Genomic DNA, 18,377 nt, shown 5'->3' on the forward strand with positions numbered 1-18,377 from the left:
CGCCTGGACGGATCGCCTGAGCACGATCGGCACGCGAACGGAAGTTGCACGCACGGCCCACCCAGCGAACGAAAGTCTCTCAATTTGTCGGCGTAAGCGCGATTCGCGACTCAAACCGATTGCAGCTTTTCGAGCATCGCGGTGGCCGCTGCGGTTTCGGCTTCCTGCTTGGACGCCCCCTCGGCTTCGACCTCTGCCAGCTTACCGACGGTGACGCGGATCTTGAATCGCGGCGCATGATGGGGTCCGAAGCGCTCGACGATGGCGTATTCGGGCGGGCGGCGATTGTGCGCGGCGGCCCATTCCTGAAGCGCGGATTTGGGGTGCTTGGGTGCTCGCGTCTGGGTCTCGATGCGGTCGGCCCAGGCGCGGCGGACGAAATCGTGCGCCGCGTCGATGCCGTGATCGAGATAGAGGGCGCCGATCAGTGCCTCCATCACGTCGCCCAGCACATTGTCGCTGTTGCCCGCCCCGTCGTCGCGCGCCTGTTTGCCCAGCTTCATGCGCGCGGCCACGCCGATTTCGCGCGCGACGTCGGCACACGCCGCCCCCGTCACCAGCGCGTTGATCCGGCGCGACAATTTTCCTTCGGGCTCGTCGGGGAAGCGTTCGAACAGCCAATCGGCCATGACGAGGCCAAGCACGCGGTCGCCCAGAAACTCCAGCCGCTCATAATTCTCGACCGCCTGGCTGCCATGCGTCAGCGCGCGAACATAGGGGGCAAGGGTGCCCGGCCTGCGCCCGAGCGTTTCGGTCAGCCAGTCGATCAGGTCGGCGTCGCTCAAAAGCCTTCCCCGATGCGCTCCCACCGCGCGGCGGTGAACCAGGTCCAGGGCATCAGCCACTGGGCATTGCCGTCGGTCGACCAGAAATTCACGACCGCCTTGCCCTGGATGTTTTCCAGCGGCACAAATTCGATGCCGCCGGCCAGATGCTGGAAGCGGCTGTCCTTCGAATCGTCGCGGTTGTCGCCCATCATGAAGGCATGGCCTTCGGGGACGGTGAAGACCTCGGTGTCGTCGGGCAGGAAGCTGCCCTGGTCGAGCACCATATAGCTTTTGCCGTTCGGCAGCGTCTCCCGGAATTGCGGCACGCGGCAGATTGGCGTGCCGTCGGCGTCGGTCGATACGAATTCGCCTCGGCAGCCATTGGTTTCGTTGAAATTCGGGGTCAGCGGCACGACGAAATCGGCGACCCGCTGCTTGGGCACGGGCTGGCCGTTCAGGATGACCTGGCCATTGCTCATCTGGATCGTGTCGCCGGGCACGCCGATCACGCGCTTGATCCAGTCGTCGGCATCCTGCGGCGGCGCCTTGAACACCGCGACATCGCCGCGCTCGGGCGTGGAGGCGAACACGCGGCCGGGAATGAGCGGCAGGCTGAACGGCAACGAATGTCTGGAATAGCCGTAATTCCATTTGGTGATGAAAAGATAGTCGCCGACGAGCAGGCGCGGCAGCATCGATCCCGACGGAATGACGAAGGGCGAGATCAGGAAACTGCGGATGATGAAGACGAAAATCGCGAGCTTCAAAAGGAAGATCGCGGTATCGCGCAGTTCCGATTTGGGCTTTGCGGCAGGCGCGCCGCCCTTGCCGATCGGCTGCGGGGTATCGTCTGCGGGAATGCCCGCGCTGTCGGTATGGTCGGCCATGTGTGTTGCTGTGCTGGGACGGAAGGGTTGCGTCAAGCGCAGATGATCCTCCCTTCGGAGGGGAGGTGGCAGTCGCGTAGCGACTGACGGAGGGGTATTGCGCTATCGAGAGGGGGCTACCCCTCCACCATCCTGCCGATGGTCCCCCTCCCCTTGCAGGGGAGGATTTGGGTGGTGGCGAATGCCGGGTTGGCGCGTTAGGGACGGCTGCAATCCCTCCAAGGAGTCCCCTCCCATGACCCATCCTGACTGGAATGCGCTCGAAGCGCTCGATCGTCCGACGCTGAAGGCGCTGTTCGACGCCGAGGCCGACCGCGTGGCGCGGCTGTCGGTGGATGTCGCGGGTATCCATTTCGACTGGTCGAAGACGCATTTGTCGCCGCAGGTGCTTGCGTGGTTCGAGTCCGCTGCCAAGAGCGCAGGGCTTGCCGAAAAGCGCGACGCACTGTTCGCGGGCGAGGCGGTCAACGTCACCGAGGGCCGCGCCGCCGAACACACCGCCGAACGTGGTGAGGGCGCGCCCGATAGCGTCGAGCGTGCGCGCGGGCTTCATGCGCGGATGCGCGCGCTGATCGACGCGATCGAGATCGAGGCGCTGGGGCCGGTGCGACACGTCCTGCATGTCGGGATCGGTGGATCGGCGCTGGGTCCGGATCTGCTGATGGATGCGCTGGGCCGCGATGCCGGGCGCTATGACGTGGCGATCGTGTCGAACGTCGACGGACTGGCACTGGAAGAGGCGACGCGCGGCTTCGATCCGGCGGCGACCTTGCTGGTCATCGCCTCGAAGACCTTCACCACCAGCGAGACGATGCTGAACGCCGCCAGCGCCATCCAGTGGATGAGCGAAGCCGGGGTCGACGACCCCTATGGCCGGGTCATCGCCCTGACCGCGTCGCCCGATAAGGCGATCGAATGGGGCGTCGACGAAACCCGCGTGCTGCCGTTCAACGAGGCGGTGGGCGGGCGATATTCGCTCTGGTCGTCGATCGGCTTTCCCGCCGCGCTCGGCCTCGGCTGGGCGGCCTTTGAGGAAATGCTGGAAGGCGCGGCGGAGATGGATCGCCATTTCCGGCTGAGCGACTGGGCGAAGAACGCGCCGGTGATGGCGGCATTCGCGGACCTGTATTACACGCAGGCTCGCGGGTGCGAGACGCGCGCGACCTTCGCCTATGACGAACGGCTGCGGCTGCTGCCCAGCTATCTCCAGCAGCTCGAGATGGAATCGAACGGCAAGGGCGTGACGACCGACGGGCAGAAGGTCACGCGCCCGACCGCACCGATCACCTGGGGCGGGGTCGGCACCGACGGTCAGCACGCGGTGTTCCAGTTGCTGCATCAGGGCACCCGGCTGGTGCCGGTCGAATTCGTCGCGGTGATCGAGCAGGAGGATGTGTTCTCCGACGATCACCACCGGCAATTGCTGCTCAACTGTTTTGCGCAGGGTGCGGCGCTGATGGCGGGCAAGGGGCATGACGATGCGGCGCGCGCCTATCCGGGCGACCGGCCTTCGTCGACCTTGCTGCTCGATACGCTCGACCCGCGCACGCTGGGCGCGTTGCTGGCGTTCTACGAACACCGGACCTTCGTCAGCGCGGCGATGCTGGGGATCAACCCGTTCGACCAGTTCGGTGTGGAACTGGGCAAGGAAATGGCGAAGGCGGCGGAAAAGGGCGGGCTTGCGTTCGATGCATCGACCACCGACCTGCTGAAGCGTGCGGGGCTTTCGAACTAAGGGAACCCGTCATCCCCGCGCAGGCGGGGATCCATTGTGTCGGGCCTGAACGTTTCGTCCGCAACGGCATGGAATATGGATCCCCGCCTGCGCGGGTATGACGCTGAAAGGAATGAGGCGACCGATGGCAAAATACGATTATGAGCTGTTCGTCATCGGTGGCGGATCGGGCGGCGTGCGCGCGGCGCGCGTTTCCGCCGCACATGGCGCGAAGGTCGCGCTGGCCGAGGAATACCGGGTCGGCGGCACCTGCGTCATTCGCGGCTGCGTGCCCAAGAAACTGCTCGTCTATGGTGCGCATTTCGCCGAGGATCTGCGCGATGCCAAGGCGTTCGGCTGGGACGTGCCCGACGAATGCGCGTTCAGCTGGGAACGGCTGCGCGACAATGTGCTGGGCGAGGTCGACCGGCTGAACACCGCCTATACCAACACGCTCGACAGCCACGGGGTCGAGGTGATCCTTGACCGCGCGACCGTCACCGGCCCGCATGAGGTGAAGCTGGCGGGTGGGCGCAAGATCACCGCAGAGCGCATCCTGATCGCGGTCGGCGCGCGCCCGCATGTGCCCGATTGTCCCGGCTCGGAACTGGGGATCACATCGAACGAGGTGTTCCACCTCGACAAGCTGCCCGAACGCGTGCTGATCGCAGGCGCAGGCTATATCGCCAACGAATTCGCGGGCATCTTCAACGAGTTCAAATCCAAGGTCACGCTGATGAACCGCAGCGACGTGATCCTGCGGGGTTACGACGAAAGCGTGCGCGACCGGCTGCTCCAGATTTCGACGATGAAGGGGATCGATTTCCGCTTCAATGCCGCGTTTCAGGGTATCGAGAAGGTCAAGGGCGGAGCGCTGAAGGTGTCGATGTCGAACCACGAGCCGATCGAAGTCGACCTCGTCCTGTTCGCGACCGGACGCGTGCCCAATACCGAGAAGCTGGGGCTGGAGAAGGCGGGAATCGAACTCGACGATCACGGCGCGATTCCGGTCGATGAGGACAATCAGTCGGCGTGCAAGTCGATCTATGCGGTCGGGGACGTCACCAACCGCGTGCAGTTGACCCCGGTCGCGATCCGCGAGGGTCAGGCATTCGCCGACACCATCTATGGCGGCAAGCCGACGCGAGTCGATTATGGCTGCATTCCGGCGGCGGTGTTCAGCCATCCGCCGATTGCGGGGGTGGGTCTGACCGAAGGCCAGGCAAAGGAACAGTTCGGATCGGTAAAGGTCTACCTCTCCGATTTCCGCGCGATGAAGAACGTGCTGGCGGGCCGCAACGAACGCGCGCTCTACAAGATGATCTGCGACAGCGAGACGGGCAAGATCCTGGGGCTGCACATGATCGGGCCGGACGCGCCGGAAATCCTGCAGGCGGCGGCGATCGCGGTGAAGGCCGGGCTGACCAAGGCCGATTTCGACGCGACCGTGGCGCTGCATCCGAGCATGGCGGAAGAGCTTGTTTTGATGCGGTGACCCGTCGCGGGATAATGAACCCCGTCACCCCGGCCGAAGTGCCGGGGTCCACCACGCGGCTTTCGCAACGTCCGAACTTCTTGCGATTGGCCTTGAGGCACAGTGGACCCCGGCACTTCGGCCGGGGTGACGATGAATAAGGCGGGTTACCCCCCTCAATCCAGCAGCGCGTCGGCCTCCGTCTCTGCCGTCACGCCTGCCCGGTTCGACACCGTCGTCGTCACTGCCAGGTTCATCGTCACATTGCCGACCGTCCGCATGATGTCGGGCAGCGTTTCCACCGCGACCAGCAGTGCGAGGGGCTCGATCGGCACGCCCATTGCAATGGCGATCGGGGCGATCGAACTGATGAAGCTGATCGAGCCGGGCAGGCTGACCGATCCCATCGTCGTGATCGCAGCAGCCGCGACGCCCGCCGTGATCTGGGCCGGCGTCAGTTCCATGCCGAAGACGTGCGCGACGTAGAGCGCGACGGCGATGTTCATCGCCGGGCCGGTTGCACGAAAGATCGCGACCGCGAGCGGCAGGACCACGCCCGCGCTCGCGACCGGCACATTCAGCATATGCGCGCCCTTCAATGTGGCGGGCAGCGAGGCGAGGCTCGATTGGGTAGAGATCGCGACGGCCTGCGCGGGGAGTGCGGCGCGGGCGAAATTACGCGGAGACACGCGGCCTCCGATGACACCGAGCGGATAGGCGAGCAGCCAGATCACGCTGCCGACGGCCGATACGATCAGCACATAATGCACCAGTGCGCCGAACGCTGCCGTCCCCGCCTGCGCGCCGACCATGAACGCCAGCGCGCCGACACCGACGGGCGCCAGCCACAGCACCCAGCCGATCAGCACCAGCATTGCATCGCCGATCGCCTGGAAGAAGCTGACCAGCAATTTGCGCGGTTCGACCGGCAGGCGCGTGATCGCAAAGGCGAAGGCGGTGGTGAACACGATCAGCGGCAGGAAGGCGTCTTCGGCCGCCGCCGCGATCGGATTGGTCGGGATCATCGCCGACAGGAATTCGCTGAACGGCGGCACCTCGCCTGCGGGGTCTGCGGTCGCGAATGCGCTGCGCAACGCGGCAGCGGGGTCCGCTGCAAGCGGGAACAGGTCGAGGAAGCCGAGCGTCAGGAACGCGCCCAAAGCCGCCGACGTCCACAAGATCGTGATGAAGGTGATGAAGGCGCGCGCCGCCAGCTTGTTCGCGCGTGCGGCCTCCGCCGCGGCGGCGATGCCGGTGACGAGCAACGCGACCACCAGCGGCACGATCGTCATTCTGAGCGCGTTCAGCCAGGCGGTGCCGATCGGTTGCGCGACGGCGGCGGCGTCCTGTGCGCTTTCCGGCGATTGCGACGACCAGAAGATGCCGATGGCGAGACCGCCGATGAGGCTGAGAAAGATACGGAGTGGTTGCGACATGCTCGCCCTTTTTGGTTTCGCGCGCTATCAGCCACGGCAATGGACACCGCAAGGTGAGGACAACGCACGCAATGGCAAGAAAATATTTCGGCACCGACGGAATCAGAGCCGCGACGAACAGTCCGCTGATGACCGCGGCGATGGCGATGAAAGTGGGGATGGCGGCGGGCGCCCATTTCCAGCGCGGCGACCACCGGCACCGCGTCGTCATCGGCAAGGATACCCGATTGTCGGGCTATATGCTCGAGAACGCGCTGGTCGCGGGGTTCACCAGCGTCGGCATGGACGTGGTGCTGGTCGGGCCGATGCCGACGCCCGCGGTCGCGATGCTGACCCATTCGATGCGTGCGGACATGGGCGTGATGATTTCGGCCAGCCATAACCCCTATGCCGACAATGGCATCAAGCTGTTCGGGCCGGACGGGTATAAATTGTCCGACGCCGACGAGGAAGCGATCGAGGCGCTGATCGACGGCGACGTGCCGCTGGCACCGTCCGAGCATATCGGCCGGGCCAAACGGATCGAGGATGCCAGGGGCCGCTACATCCATTTCGCCAAATCGACCTTCCCGGAAAACATGCGGCTCGACGGGATGAAGATCGTCGTCGATTGCGCCAACGGTGCCGCCTATCAGGTTGCACCATCGGCATTATGGGAACTGGGCGCGGACGTCGTCGCAATCGGCGTTTCGCCCAACGGCAAGAATATCAACGACCGAGTCGGATCGACGGCGCCGCAGACCTTGTGCGAAACCGTGGTGGCGAGCGGGGCGGCGATCGGCATCGCGCTCGACGGCGATGCCGACCGACTGATCGTCGTCGATGAAAACGGCAAGGTCGTGGACGGCGATCAGTTGATGGCGACCATTGCCAGCGGTTGGGCGCGCGACGGACGGCTGGCGGGCGGCGGGCTGGTCGCGACCGTCATGTCGAACCTGGGGCTGGAACGCCATCTGTCGGCGCAGGGATTGGGGCTGATCCGCACCAAGGTCGGCGACCGCCATGTCCTCGAAAAGATGCGCACGTCCGGTTACAATGTCGGCGGCGAGCAATCGGGGCACATCATCCTGTCGGACTATGCGACGACCGGCGACGGACTGGTCGCGGGGTTGCAGGTGCTGGCGGAATTGCAGCGTGCGGGCGCACCCGCCAGCGAAGTGCTGCACCGCTTCGATCCCTTGCCGCAATTGCTGAAGAATGTGCGCTTTGCGGGCGGCAAGCCGCTTGAGGCGGAAAGCGTCAAGGCGGTGATCGCCGAGGCCGAAGCCGAACTCGACGGCAAGGGACGGCTGGTGATCCGCCCGTCGGGCACCGAACCCGTCATCCGCGTGATGGCCGAGGGCGACGACGAGGGTCAGGTCGAGCGCGTGGTGGACCGCATCTGCGACGCGGTACGCGCGGCGGCCGCCTGATGCTGGACATGCGCCCCGATTGCGAACGCTGCGGCACCGATCTGCCTGCCGATGCGCCGGGGGCGTTCATCTGTTCGTTCGAATGCACCTTCTGCGCGGAATGTGCCGACGCGGTGGATGAAGTTTGCCCCAATTGCGGCGGCGAGCTGCTCGACCGTCCGATCCGCAGCCGCGAGTTGCTGGCGAAGCATCCGGCAAGCGAAGCGCGGCGCTTCGGACAGTGACCATCCCCCGCATCCTGATCATTGCCGGCTCTGATTCGGGCGGGGGCGCGGGAATTCAGGCCGATATCAAGACGGTCACCATGCTTGGCGGCCATGCGATGACCGCGATCACCGCCATCACTGCCCAGAACACGCTGGGCGTGGACGCCGTGCATCCCGTCCCCACCGACGTGGTGATTGCCCAGATCGACAGCGTGGTGCGCGATATCGGCGTCGATGCGGTCAAGATCGGGATGATCGGATCGGCGGAAACCGCACATGCCGTCGCCGACCGGTTGGCGACCTTCGGCGTGCCGATCGTGTTCGATCCCGTCATGGTTGCGACCAGCGGGTCGGTGCTGGCGGACACGGACACGATCGCCGCGTTCGAGCGGCTGATGGCGCTGGCGTCGGTGGTGACGCCCAACCTGCCCGAACTCGAAGCGCTGGGCGGACGCGAGGCGGTGCTGGCGCATGGCTGCCACCTGGTCGAAAAGGGCGGACATCTGGTCGGCGAGCAGGTTCATGACCAGCTATTCTCGCCGCGCGGCGATCTGGTCGATGAACTGGTCGGCAAGCGTATCAATACGGTCAGCACGCATGGGACGGGTTGCACCTTTGCCAGCGCGCTGGCGTGCGGATTGGGCGACGCGATGCCGATCCATGAGGCGTTTCGTCGCGCGGTGCGGTTCGTGCGGATTGCGCTGATCTCCGCGCCGGGACTGGGTGGCGGTCATGGGCCGATGGGGCACGCGCTGGGCCTGTCACCGTTCGACGAACTCGAAGGCTGAGCTGGCAATGCCGGATTTCAGTTTCGAAAGCGCGCATGCGGGGCCGGTCGCGGGTGTCGACGAAGCGGGGCGCGGGCCGCTGGCCGGGCCGGTGGTCGCCGCCGCGGTGATCCTCGACCCCGACTGCATCCCCGACGGCATCGATGATTCGAAGGCGCTGACCGCGATACGGCGCGCTCGGTTGCACGACGAACTGCTGGGCTGCGCGCGGGTCGGGATCGGCGTGGCGAGCGTTGAGGAGATCGACCGGCTGAACATATTATGGGCGTCAATGCTGGCGATGCAGCGGGCGGTCGACGCCTTGCCGTGCGCGCCCGTCATGGTGCTGGTCGACGGCAATCGCTGCCCGGACTGGGCGCACCGGTCGCAGGCAGTAGTGGGCGGGGACGCGAAATGCCTGTCGATCGCGGCGGCGTCGATCGTCGCCAAGCATATCCGCGACGGCATGATGATCGAGGCGGACGGGCTTCATCCCGGCTATGGCTGGGCGTCGAACAAGGGCTATGGCAGCCGTGCGCATCAAGAGGCGCTCAGGACATTGGGACCGACGCCGATGCACCGGCGCAGCTTCGCGCCGGTCGCGCAGGCGTGGCTGGGGTTTTGAAGGGCATTGGATGACGCCCGGTCGAAGCGGTCAACGGCTTATCACTGCCCTTTTCATTGAGCAGGGCGGGGTGGCGATCATCAATGCGGGCGGTTTCCGACCTTAGCAGTTCAGAAATCGCAGACCAACCATGTGTGAGGTCGACCCTCGCCGAGCGCTTGGCAATCAGATCGACGGGTGGCCACCCCAACTTTCCCCCTGTCCTCCGCCTCCGCCATCTGCCATCGTCGCGCGATGCTGCGCTGCGCCGCGACTCCTGTCCATTTCGCCTCCGCCCACCCGGCGGCAGTCGCCCGCGCGATTCGCTTTATCGTGTCACATTGGTCACCTTTGCGCCCCGAAAGGACTGCATGAGCCGCAAGCCTGTCCCCGCCCGTCCCGGCGAGCGTTCCCGCGCCGAACTCAGCTTCGACAAGCCCCAATTGCTCCCGCGCCTGTTCGGTGAATTCGATTCGAACCTGCTGGCGCTCGAAGAACGGCTGGGCGTGTACATCACCGCACGCGGCGACCGCGTTCAGGTGGAGGGCACGGCGGAGGCCGTCGCCCATGCGCGCGAGGTGCTGAACGACCTTCATTCGCGCGTCATCCGCGGGGAGGAGATCGACACCGGGCTGATCGACGCGGTGATCGCGATGTCGAGCGAACCGACGCTCGACGGCATCGTCCGCCAGGAACGCGACGCCCCGCCGCCGATCATGATCCGCACCCGGCGCAAGACGATCGTCCCGCGCTCGCTCAATCAGGCGCATTATATGCGGCAACTGGTGTCGAACGACATGATCTTTGCGCTGGGACCTGCTGGCACCGGCAAGACCTATCTGGCGGTGGCGCAGGCCGTCGCCCAGCTCATCACCGGCAGCGTCCAGCGGCTGATCCTGTCGCGCCCGGCGGTGGAGGCGGGGGAAAAGCTCGGCTTCCTGCCCGGAGACATGAAGGAAAAGGTCGATCCCTATTTGCGGCCCTTGTACGACGCGCTCTACGACTGCATGCCGCCCGAACAGGTCGAGCGGCGGCTGGCGAGCGGAGAGATCGAGATCGCACCGATCGCCTTCATGCGCGGACGCACGCTCGCCGATGCCTTCGTGATCCTCGACGAAGCGCAGAACACCACGCCGATGCAGATGAAGATGTTCCTGACCCGCTTCGGCCAGAACAGCCGGATGGTGATCTGCGGCGATCCCAACCAGACCGACCTGCCCGGCGGCGTCACCGCATCGGGCCTGAACGACGCGGTTGCGAAACTGGAGGGGATCGAATCGCTGTCGGTCGTCCGGTTTACGACAGCAGACGTGGTCCGCCACCCGATCGTCGGCCGCATCGTCCAGGCCTATGAGGGCGACAATGCCTGACGCCCGATGATCGACGTCGCCGTTCAGACCGAGCCCGGCTGGCCCCAGGCCGATTGGGAAGGGCTCGCCGCCGCTTGCGCATCAGCCGCGATCACTCGCACGCCCTATGCGGCGCTCGTAACCACGGCCGCTTCGATCGAAATCGCGGTGCGGATGACAGATGATGACGAAGTGCGCGTGCTCAACCGCGACTACCGGCAAAAGGACAAGCCGACCAACGTGCTGTCCTTTCCGATGATCCAGAGCGACCTGATCGAAAGCGTCACCGCCAACAGCGACGATGGCGAGGTATTGCTCGGCGATATCGTGCTCGCGCGCGGCGTATGCGAGCGCGAAGCGGCCGAACGCGACATTTCGGTGGAACATCATGCCCAGCACCTGATTGTGCATGGCGTGCTGCACTTGCTAGGCTATGATCACCAGGGGGATGCGGAAGCGGAGGCCATGGAGGGGATCGAGCGCGATGCGCTCGCCAGCCTCGGCATTGCGGATCCCTATCCCGTAACAGAGGACTCAGACGACGATGGCCGACGGCCCGAGTAGCAACGGTAACAACGGCAGCAACGGGCAAGGCGACAGTAGCACGCCGCCGGACGGCGGCGGCATATGGCGGGGCCTTCGCACCCTGATCTTCGGTGACGAAAGCGCGGACACGCTTCGCAACCGGATCGAAGAGGCGATTTCCGAACACGAACATGACGCCCGCGAGGACGGGCACACCGCGATCAAGGGCGATCTGTCGCCGATCGAGCGCAAGATGCTCAAGAACCTGCTCCATTTCGGCGAGCGCGATGCGGGCGATGTCGGGGTGCCGCGCGCCGACATCATCGCGATCGAGGAATCGACGCCGTTCGCCGATCTGGTCGCGCTGCTCGCCGAAGCCGGGCACAGCCGCCTGCCGGTCTATCGCGAAAAGCTCGATACCATCACCGGCATGATCCACATCAAGGACGTGTTCAACATCCTCGCCAAGGGCGAGACGCCGCCCGCCAACCTGTCGGCGCTGGTGCGTCAGCCGATTTTCGTGCCGCAATCGATGGGAACGCTCGACCTGCTCGCGACGATGCAGGCCAAGCGCACGCACCTGGCCGTCGTGTTCGACGAATATTCGGGCACCGAGGGCCTCGTGACGATCGAGGATCTGATCGAGGAAATCGTCGGCGAGATCGACGACGAGCATGACGACGCGCCGACCGCGCTGTTCGTGCCGCTCGACGGCGGCGGCTGGGACGCCGATGCGCGCGCCGAGCTGGAGGATGTGGCCGAGGCGATCGACCCGCGTCTGGCGGAGGTCGAGGAGGATATCGACACGTTGGGTGGCCTCGCCTTCGTGCTGGCGGGCGAAGTTCCGGCTGCCGGCGACATTCTCGACCATCCGTCGGGCTGGCGGCTGGAGGTGCTGGCTGCCGATGCCAAGCGGGTGTCGCGGCTGCGGCTCCACCCGCCCCGCAAGCTGGGAATCGCCGAAGACTGACGTTCCATCGGCTCAGGCGATCACCAAGTGCGGGGTAATGCGTTTGTCGATCGCCGAAGCGCGTGACAGGGTAGATTTCTCGGTTCGACCAACTTGTGGCGTTGCCCACGACGCGAGCGGCGGTCTGGGTCGCCCCCATGCCGAATGCTTGCGCGAATAGACCGGACGCCAGCCCCCTTGCAGCCGGTCCCACGGTTGCCACGTCACTCGCGGCCGTCGACTTATCCCTTTCGTCGACGGCCATTTTTTTCGTCCGCTCCATCGCCCTTGCAACGTCATGACGTCATTACCGCCCGGATCGTCGCACGCGCGGCGTCCATACATCTGGCAGCAAGGTTCGGCGGCGCAGCGATCGGCGATGCGCTGTATCCGTAGTTCCGCCCACCGCACCCCTGCCAATCTGCCGTTCGAGCCGATGCGTCGACCGGGCGGGGGGCAGGCCAACCGGCGCGGACTGGGGATCGCCATTGCCGTTGGCGCCGTCGCGATCGCGGGAATCGCTTTGTTCCCCGACCGCGAGCCATCCGACACCGCGCCCGGCGTCCAGATCGCCCACGCCCAGCCGCCGCGCTGATCGTTCCTTTTCCGGCTTGGCGGGTCGGGATCGGCCCCCTATCGTCGGCGACATGCGCAAACATATCCTGATCTTCGGCGGGATCCTGATCCTCGTCGCCGCCGCCATCCTGTTCTACATGACCCGTCCCGACCGCGCGCGGTACGAGGTCGAAGCGGTGATGGGCGCCGAACCCAAGATCGCCGATCCGCGCATTCAGACCATCCCGACGATCAAGATCGCCAAGGCGATCGGCTGGCCGCAGGGGCGCACGCCGACCGCTGCCCAGGGACTGACGGTGCAGGCGTTCGCATCGGGCCTCGACCATCCGCGCTGGATGTACCGCCTGCCCAATGGCGACGTGCTGGTGGCGGAGAGCAACAGCCCGCCGCGCGAGGGAGGCGGCATCCAGAACTGGGTGATGAAAAGGCTGATGGGCCGCGCGGGCGCAGGCGTCCCGTCGGCCAACCGCATCACATTGTTGCGCGACGCCGATGGCGACGGCGTGGCGGAGGCGCGATCGGCGCTGCTCGAAGGGCTGAACTCGCCGCTCGGCATGGCGCTGGTCGGCGACTATCTCTATGTCGGCAACACCGATGCGCTGGTGCGCTTCCCGTTCCAGGTCGGCCAGACGCGGATCACCGCGCCTGCCGAAAAGATCGTCGACCTGCCGGCGGCGGGCAATCACTGGACCCGCAATATCATCGCCAGCGAAGACGGACGTTTCATCTACGTGGCGGTCGGATCGGATTCAAATATCGGCGAAAAGGGGATGGACCGAGAGACGAATCGCGCGGCGATCCTGGAAGTCGATATCGCCAACCGGACCTTGCGGCCTTACGTCACCGGCATCCGCAATCCCGTCGGCATGGCGATCGAGCCGCAGACCGGCGCGATCTGGACGGTGGTCAACGAACGCGACATGCTGGGGTCGGACGGCCCGCCCGATTATCTGACGCGGGTTCAGTTCGGCAATTACTATGGCTGGCCGCACAGCTATTGGGGCGGTTATGTCGATACGCGGGTGGAGCCGAAGCGGCCCGACCTGCGCGAATATGCCGCGCGTCCCGATTATGCGCTGGGCGCCCATACCGCATCGCTGGGCCTGGCCTTTGCCGGCGACGCGCGACTGGGCGCGACCTTTGCACGGGGCGCGTTCGTCGGTCAGCACGGGTCGTGGAACCGGGTGCCGCCCTCCGGTTACAAGGTCGTGTTCGTGCCGTTCGGCGAGAACGGATTTCCGGTGCGCGGACAATTGCCGGTCGACGTGCTGACCGGCTTTCTGAACGACGAGGGGCAGGCGATGGGCCGCCCGGTCGGCGTCATCACCGATCAGCGCGGCGCGTTGCTGGTCGCGGACGATGTGGGCAATGTCATCTGGCGGGTAAGTGGCCCGGCACAGGCAGGCGCACCCACCGCAGCCGATTGATCCGCAAAAACCGCCGGGTGAATGGGAGATTCCGCGCCAGTCATCTGGTGTAAATTGCCAAGTGCCCCGATGAAAGTCGCCCGAAAGCCCGGAAATCGGCGTTTCCGCAAACTGGCACGCTCCCTGCAGTTCCCTGAGCAACGGCGGACGGATGGTCCGATACCGCCGATACTCAGGGAGTTACCACCATGTTCGCTCAAATCGGAACCGTCTCGCGCAATGCCGTCGCTCTGGTCGGCTCGGTCTTCTTCACCGCGATCCTCGTCGCTGCATCGGCTCCCGGCCTGCCGCTGGCGTAACCCGCATGATGCAGCGCACCCCCGGAGCGAATGCTGCGCTCCGACCCGTCCTGATCGGCATCGGATCCTTTTCCACCACGGTCCTGCTGATCCTCGGCTCACACGCGCAAGGGCTGGGCATCCTCGCCTGAGCCTTGCGCCACCGGCCCGTATGCTAGCGACCGAGCGTGTCGAGATCGCCCGGCCGGTTGATATTCGGAATATCGCCGACTCCGTGCAGCGACCGTGCGCCCACCAAGCGCGCCCATGCCACGATCGACCGATCTTCAGACTGTTCCAAGAGCTTCGCCAACCCGTCCGCCAGTTCCGAGGGCCAGAACCCCAGCACCGGCGCCTGGTCCAGATAGGTCGCGCCGTTCGACGCCGCGAGTTCGGCGACCACCTCCCCCGGCACAACTGGCATGTCGCAGGCGATGCTCAGCACCCCGCGATACCCTGCTGCACCTGCCAGACGCAGCGCACCGCACAGCCCGCCAAGCGGCCCGAGGCCGCCACGCGGCCAATCGGCCACCCCGTCCATCCCACACGCATCGGCATCGCGGCCCGCCACGACGATGCGGGCGACATATGGTCGCAGCGCATCGGCGCTATGGTCGATCAGCGCTCGGCCCCGCCACTGCGCCAACGCCTTGTCGCTGCCGAACCGGCGCGCGGCGCCGCCCGCCAGCACCACGCCGAGCAGGGTCATGCGACGCCGGCCAGCATGGCATCGCCGCGCGCCAGGACGATCAGGTCGATCCCCGCTTCACGCGCGCGGGCCAGCGCCAGATCGGTCGGGGCGGAGATCGTCACCAACCGCGAGCAACCGCCGAGCGCCGCCTTTTCGACCAGCTCATAGGAGCAGCGCGAACTGAGCAGCGCGAACCCGCCGTCCCAGCCCAGCCCGCTGCGCGCCATTGCCCCGATCAGCTTGTCGAACGCATTGTGCCGCCCGACATCCTCGCGCACCAGCCGGATGCCGCCATCGGCGTCGCAAAACGCCGCGGCGTGAACCGCGCCGGTCGCGTGGTTGAGCGGCTGGTGATCGCGCAGCGCAGCCAGCGCGCGAAAGATTGCGTGCGGTGGGAGCGCGTTGGCGCTGGGCACCTGCGGCAAGGGGCGCAGCGCCTGTTCCAGATTTTCGATGCCGCATAATCCGCACGAGGATTCGGACGCCCGGTGCCGGACGCGCTCGTGCAGGGCGGGCACGCAACGCCCATCGAGCGTGATCCGCAGCAGGTCGCCCTTCGGCGCCGCATGAATCTCGAAATCGCGCACCTCGCCCGCGTCGGCGATCAGCCGTTCGCTCAGCGCAAAGCCCGTCGCGAAATCTTGCAGATCGGCGGGCGTCGCCATCATGACCGCATAGCCGATGCCGTTGAACTCGATCGCCACCGGCCGCTCCACCGCGACCTGACGCTCCACGGGGCGGGCATTGCCGTCGGGCGTGATCGACCGGAACGCGGCGTTGCGCGATGCGGCGGCGTCGCGGGGCGGGGCGGGGGACTCCATCGCCCCGTGGCATAGCGCGGCGGCGGGCACCGGGGCAAACGCGGCCAGCGGCTGAACCATTCGGGGATCGACCCGTTGGCCTGTCGGGCGCATGATGCACCGGCGCGGGTTCGGTGAGAGAGGCGAGACGATGGCGAAGCAGCACGACGATCGACCCGAGATAAAGCCCTATCCCGGCCCGGCGGGCGGCTGGGGGTCGGTCCGGTCGCTGGCCGACATCATCCCGCGCGAGAAGATAGGGCCGGAGGGGCTGCGCGAACTCACTCGCCAGAACAAGCCCGACGGTTTCGCTTGTGTCAGTTGCGCCTGGCCCAAGCCTGCCGATCACCATCCGGTCGAGTTCTGCGAGGAAGGCGCAAAGGCCACCGCATGGGAATTGACCGCGCATCGCACGACGCCGGAATTTTTCGCGCGGCACACGCTGACCGAATTGCGCGGCTGGACCGATTACCGGCTGGAGGAACATGGGCGGCTGACCCATCCGATGCGCTACGATCCCGCGACGGACAAATATCAGGCGGTCGAATGGGACGCCGCGTTCGACGAAATCGGCGCGGCGCTGAACGCGATCGAACCACGGGCTGCGGTCTTCTACGCGTCGGGCCGCGCGAGTCTCGAATCCTCGTATATGTGGGCGCTGATGGCGCGGATGTACGGCAACCAGAATCTGCCCGACAGTTCGAACATGTGCCATGAATCGACTTCGGTCGGGCTGAAGGCGGCGATCGGCGTGCCGGTCGGCACCACGCGGCTGTCGGATTTCGACCACACCGACGCGATTTTCTTTTTCGGCCAGAATCCGGGATCGAACGCGCCGCGAATGCTCCACGATTTGCGCAAATGTCGCCAGCGCGGGGTGGAGATCGTCGTGTTCAACCCGCTCAGGGAACGCGGCCTCGAACGCTTCACCAGTCCGCAGGATCCGGTGCAGATGGCGACCGGCGGCGAAACGCGGATCGCCACCCAATATCATCAGGTAAAGGCCGGCGGCGACATCGCGGCGATGATGGGCATCGCCAAATGGCTGGTCGATTGGGACGATGCGGCGCTGGCCGAGGGGGCGTCCGCGGTCCTCGATCACGATTTCCTGGCGCAGCATTGCCACGATGCCGAGGCGTTTCTGGCCGCGGTGCGCGCCGCCGACTGGAACGCGATCGAGCGCGAATCCGGCCTGACGCGCCGCGATCTGGAGGCAGCCGCGCGGGTCTATGCCAAGGCCAATGCCGTCATGGCGATTTACGGCATGGGGCTGACCCAGCATGTGAAGGGCGTCGACAATGTCCGCATGGTCGTCAATCTGCTGCTGCTGCGTGGCAACATCGGCAAGCCCGGCGCAGGGCCGTGCCCGGTGCGCGGGCATTCGAACGTTCAGGGCCAGCGCACGGTCGGCATTACCGAAAAGACCGAACTCGCGCCGGTCGACAAGCTGCGCGAGCTTTACGGCTTCGAGCCGCCGACCGAAAAGGGGCTGGATACGGTGGAGACCTGTCGCGGCGTGATCGACGGGCGGGTGAAGGCGGTCGTCGCATTGGGCGGCAATTTCCTGCGTGCCGTGCCCGAAACGGAAGCGATGGAGGACGCCTGGCCGCGGCTCGACCTGTCGGTGCAGATCGCGACCAAGCTCAACCGCAATCACCTGTTCGCGGGCAAGGTCACTTATCTGCTGCCGTGCCTCGGACGGATCGAGCGCGATGTGCAGGCGACCGGACCGCAGGCCGTGTCGGTCGAGGATTCATCGAGTTGCATTCACGGATCGCGCGGCAAGGCGACGCCCGCGAGCCCGTTGCTCAAATCCGAACCGGCGATCATCGCTGAAATCGCCAAACGCATCACGCCGCCCAATTCGCGCGTGCCGTGGGACGACTGGGTTGCCGATTACGGGCGCGTCCGCAATGCGATCGAAGCGACCTACCCGCATTTCTTCGCGGATTTCAACAAACGGCTGTTTACCCCCGGCGGTTTCTGGAAAGGCAACAAGGCCGCCGAACGCATTTGGCAGACGCCGAGCGGAAAGGCGGAGTTTCTGGTGCCCGATACGCTGTCGGCGACCGGGTTCGACGATTCCGAAGGCCGCTACCGGTTGATGACGCTGCGTTCGAACGACCAGTTCAACACCACCATTTATGGCTATCACGACCGGTTTCGCGGGGTGAAGGGCACGCGCGACGTGCTGTTCATCAACCGCGCGGACATGGCGGCCGAAGGATTGCGCGAAGGCCAGCGCGTCGCGCTCGAAAGCGACGCGGGCGATAACCGCAGACGGCGGCGCGAGGGGTTGATCGTCACCCCCTACAACATCCCGCGCGGCTGCCTGGGCGCCTATTATCCCGAAGCCAACGTGCTGATGCCGGTCGAACATCACGCCGAGGAAAGCCATGTTCCCGCGGGCAAATCGGTGCCGGTCAGGATTGTGGTTTAGGCGCGATCGAAATCCCTCCCCGTTCGCATTGAGCTTGCGCCGCCCTTCGGGGCGACAGGCTCGGCACGAACGGAG

At 65.9% G+C, this 18,377-nt stretch carries 18 protein-coding genes; 13 read left to right on the top strand and 5 right to left on the bottom strand.

The genetic code is table 11. The features are described from left to right. Positions 1–110: 110 nt before the first annotated feature. Both rnc and lepB read right to left on the bottom strand, forming a co-directional pair. Positions 111–785 carry a ribonuclease III gene (gene rnc, locus ACX0GZ_RS06595; protein WP_458814613.1) on the bottom strand — a complete coding sequence of 225 codons (675 nt, stop codon included), beginning with the start codon at positions 783–785 and terminating at the stop codon, positions 111–113. Further along, a complete protein-coding gene (gene lepB, locus ACX0GZ_RS06600) occupies positions 782–1,654 on the bottom strand; it encodes a signal peptidase I (protein ID WP_458814615.1) in 873 nt (290 codons plus the stop codon). Before lepB ends, rnc begins: the two co-directional genes overlap by 4 nt. A gap of 235 nt (positions 1,655–1,889) precedes the next feature. On the opposite strand from lepB, the gene pgi reads away from it, so the two are divergent. Beyond that, positions 1,890–3,389 (top strand): glucose-6-phosphate isomerase, encoded by a 1,500-nt coding sequence (pgi, locus tag ACX0GZ_RS06605; protein ID WP_458814617.1) that lies wholly within the window; start codon positions 1,890–1,892, stop codon positions 3,387–3,389. A gap of 124 nt (positions 3,390–3,513) precedes the next feature. Further along, positions 3,514–4,863, top strand: a complete 1,350-nt coding sequence (gene gorA / locus ACX0GZ_RS06610; RefSeq protein WP_458814619.1) for a glutathione-disulfide reductase — start codon at positions 3,514–3,516, stop codon at positions 4,861–4,863. Positions 4,864–5,018: 155 nt separating this feature from the next. Here gorA and ACX0GZ_RS06615 read toward each other — a convergent pair whose 3' ends face one another. After that, the gene (locus tag ACX0GZ_RS06615) at positions 5,019–6,278 is read right to left on the bottom strand and encodes a dicarboxylate/amino acid:cation symporter (RefSeq protein WP_458814621.1); all 1,260 of its coding nucleotides are present in this window, start codon (positions 6,276–6,278) and stop codon (positions 5,019–5,021) included. Positions 6,279–6,349: 71 nt separating this feature from the next. Here ACX0GZ_RS06615 and glmM point away from each other — a divergent pair, with 71 nt between their 5' ends. From glmM to ACX0GZ_RS06665, 10 genes are all read left to right on the top strand, one after another. After that, on the top strand, positions 6,350–7,690 hold the full coding sequence (gene glmM / locus ACX0GZ_RS06620) for a phosphoglucosamine mutase (protein WP_458814623.1): 1,341 nt from the start codon (positions 6,350–6,352) through the stop codon (positions 7,688–7,690). After that, positions 7,690–7,914 carry a DUF1272 domain-containing protein gene (locus tag ACX0GZ_RS06625; RefSeq protein WP_458814625.1) on the top strand — a complete coding sequence of 75 codons (225 nt, stop codon included), beginning with the start codon at positions 7,690–7,692 and terminating at the stop codon, positions 7,912–7,914. The genes glmM and ACX0GZ_RS06625 overlap by 1 nt, the downstream gene beginning before the upstream one ends. After that, the gene (thiD, locus tag ACX0GZ_RS06630; RefSeq protein WP_458814627.1) at positions 7,911–8,684 is read left to right on the top strand and encodes a bifunctional hydroxymethylpyrimidine kinase/phosphomethylpyrimidine kinase; all 774 of its coding nucleotides are present in this window, start codon (positions 7,911–7,913) and stop codon (positions 8,682–8,684) included. The genes ACX0GZ_RS06625 and thiD overlap by 4 nt, the downstream gene beginning before the upstream one ends. 7 nt (positions 8,685–8,691) lie before the next feature. Further along, the gene (locus ACX0GZ_RS06635; protein ID WP_458814629.1) at positions 8,692–9,288 is read left to right on the top strand and encodes a ribonuclease HII; all 597 of its coding nucleotides are present in this window, start codon (positions 8,692–8,694) and stop codon (positions 9,286–9,288) included. 350 nt (positions 9,289–9,638) lie between these two features. Next, positions 9,639–10,637 (top strand): PhoH family protein, encoded by a 999-nt coding sequence (locus tag ACX0GZ_RS06640; protein WP_458814631.1) that lies wholly within the window; start codon positions 9,639–9,641, stop codon positions 10,635–10,637. Between the two features lie 6 nt (positions 10,638–10,643). Then, positions 10,644–11,180 carry an rRNA maturation RNase YbeY gene (ybeY, locus tag ACX0GZ_RS06645; protein ID WP_458814633.1) on the top strand — a complete coding sequence of 179 codons (537 nt, stop codon included), beginning with the start codon at positions 10,644–10,646 and terminating at the stop codon, positions 11,178–11,180. Then, positions 11,161–12,111, top strand: a complete 951-nt coding sequence (locus ACX0GZ_RS06650; protein WP_458814635.1) for a hemolysin family protein — start codon at positions 11,161–11,163, stop codon at positions 12,109–12,111. The genes ybeY and ACX0GZ_RS06650 overlap by 20 nt, the downstream gene beginning before the upstream one ends. A gap of 277 nt (positions 12,112–12,388) precedes the next feature. Beyond that, entirely contained in the window at positions 12,389–12,685 is a 297-nt protein-coding gene (locus ACX0GZ_RS06655) for a hypothetical protein (protein WP_458814636.1), read from the top strand. 52 nt (positions 12,686–12,737) lie between these two features. After that, the gene (locus ACX0GZ_RS06660; RefSeq protein ID WP_458814637.1) at positions 12,738–14,093 is read left to right on the top strand and encodes a PQQ-dependent sugar dehydrogenase; all 1,356 of its coding nucleotides are present in this window, start codon (positions 12,738–12,740) and stop codon (positions 14,091–14,093) included. Positions 14,094–14,397: 304 nt separating this feature from the next. Then, complete coding sequence (locus ACX0GZ_RS06665) at positions 14,398–14,523, top strand: hypothetical protein (RefSeq protein WP_458814639.1); 126 nt, start codon at positions 14,398–14,400, stop codon at positions 14,521–14,523. A gap of 23 nt (positions 14,524–14,546) precedes the next feature. Here the strand turns inward: ACX0GZ_RS06665 and mobA are convergent, their stop codons facing one another. After that, on the bottom strand, positions 14,547–15,080 hold the full coding sequence (gene mobA, locus ACX0GZ_RS06670) for a molybdenum cofactor guanylyltransferase (protein WP_458814641.1): 534 nt from the start codon (positions 15,078–15,080) through the stop codon (positions 14,547–14,549). Beyond that, positions 15,077–15,883, bottom strand: a complete 807-nt coding sequence (gene fdhD, locus ACX0GZ_RS06675; RefSeq protein WP_458815250.1) for a formate dehydrogenase accessory sulfurtransferase FdhD — start codon at positions 15,881–15,883, stop codon at positions 15,077–15,079. The genes mobA and fdhD overlap by 4 nt, the downstream gene beginning before the upstream one ends. Positions 15,884–16,013: 130 nt before the next feature. Here fdhD and ACX0GZ_RS06680 point away from each other — a divergent pair, with 130 nt between their 5' ends. Next, positions 16,014–18,302 (top strand): FdhF/YdeP family oxidoreductase, encoded by a 2,289-nt coding sequence (locus ACX0GZ_RS06680; RefSeq protein ID WP_458814643.1) that lies wholly within the window; start codon positions 16,014–16,016, stop codon positions 18,300–18,302. The last annotated feature ends 75 nt before the right edge of the window (positions 18,303–18,377 follow it).

The organism is Sphingomonas aestuarii (assembly GCF_054457155.1).

Bases quoted from the DNA above. Each gene is read 5' to 3' on its own strand.
- fdhD (WP_458815250.1), bottom strand. From the start codon at position 15,883: ATGGAGTCCCCCGCCCCGCCCCGCGACGCCGCCGCATCGCGCAACGCC.
- gorA (WP_458814619.1), top strand. From the start codon at position 3,514: ATGGCAAAATACGATTATGAGCTGTTCGTCATCGGTGGCGGATCGGGC.
- ACX0GZ_RS06680 (WP_458814643.1), top strand. From the start codon at position 16,014: ATGGCGAAGCAGCACGACGATCGACCCGAGATAAAGCCCTATCCCGGC.
- ACX0GZ_RS06615 (WP_458814621.1), bottom strand. From the start codon at position 6,278: ATGTCGCAACCACTCCGTATCTTTCTCAGCCTCATCGGCGGTCTCGCC.
- ACX0GZ_RS06650 (WP_458814635.1), top strand. From the start codon at position 11,161: ATGGCCGACGGCCCGAGTAGCAACGGTAACAACGGCAGCAACGGGCAA.
- lepB (WP_458814615.1), bottom strand. From the start codon at position 1,654: ATGGCCGACCATACCGACAGCGCGGGCATTCCCGCAGACGATACCCCG.
- ACX0GZ_RS06635 (WP_458814629.1), top strand. From the start codon at position 8,692: ATGCCGGATTTCAGTTTCGAAAGCGCGCATGCGGGGCCGGTCGCGGGT.
- ACX0GZ_RS06665 (WP_458814639.1), top strand. From the start codon at position 14,398: ATGATGCAGCGCACCCCCGGAGCGAATGCTGCGCTCCGACCCGTCCTG.
- ACX0GZ_RS06655 (WP_458814636.1), top strand. From the start codon at position 12,389: ATGACGTCATTACCGCCCGGATCGTCGCACGCGCGGCGTCCATACATC.
- ACX0GZ_RS06625 (WP_458814625.1), top strand. From the start codon at position 7,690: ATGCTGGACATGCGCCCCGATTGCGAACGCTGCGGCACCGATCTGCCT.
- ACX0GZ_RS06660 (WP_458814637.1), top strand. From the start codon at position 12,738: ATGCGCAAACATATCCTGATCTTCGGCGGGATCCTGATCCTCGTCGCC.
- glmM (WP_458814623.1), top strand. From the start codon at position 6,350: ATGGCAAGAAAATATTTCGGCACCGACGGAATCAGAGCCGCGACGAAC.
- ACX0GZ_RS06640 (WP_458814631.1), top strand. From the start codon at position 9,639: ATGAGCCGCAAGCCTGTCCCCGCCCGTCCCGGCGAGCGTTCCCGCGCC.
- pgi (WP_458814617.1), top strand. From the start codon at position 1,890: ATGACCCATCCTGACTGGAATGCGCTCGAAGCGCTCGATCGTCCGACG.
- ybeY (WP_458814633.1), top strand. From the start codon at position 10,644: ATGATCGACGTCGCCGTTCAGACCGAGCCCGGCTGGCCCCAGGCCGAT.
- mobA (WP_458814641.1), bottom strand. From the start codon at position 15,080: ATGACCCTGCTCGGCGTGGTGCTGGCGGGCGGCGCCGCGCGCCGGTTC.